The 319-nt window shown below is 35.1% G+C and carries 1 protein-coding gene; it reads left to right on the top strand.

The genetic code is table 11. The features are described from left to right. The coding region (locus tag GNY06_RS03950) for a transposase (RefSeq protein ID WP_166518899.1) at window positions 1-218 on the top strand (218 nt) is incomplete at its 5' end. Window positions 219-319: the final 101 nt, after the last annotated feature.

The raw sequence follows: 319 nt of genomic DNA on the forward strand, positions 1-319 counted from the left end.
ATTGGTTAAATCTCTCATCATTCTTCGAGTACGATGAGGTAGTACGAAAAATCATATATACTACCAATCCAATTCAAGGGGTACATCGCCAGATACGCAAAATCACCAAAACTAAATGTGCTTTTCCTTCAGAACAGCCACTGATGAAGCTAATGTATCTGGGAATACAGAATATCAGTAAAATATGGACAATGCCTATCCATAACTGGGGTATGTAATTATCACTACTTTATGTTAAATTTTGAGAGAGAATTCTCAAGGAAAAAAAAAGCTTTTGAGGATCATTAATTTATAACCTGAAACAGTTCGGGTGACACTC

The organism is Elizabethkingia argenteiflava, from assembly GCF_009904105.1.
Lineage (GTDB): Bacteria > Bacteroidota > Bacteroidia > Flavobacteriales > Weeksellaceae > Elizabethkingia > Elizabethkingia argenteiflava.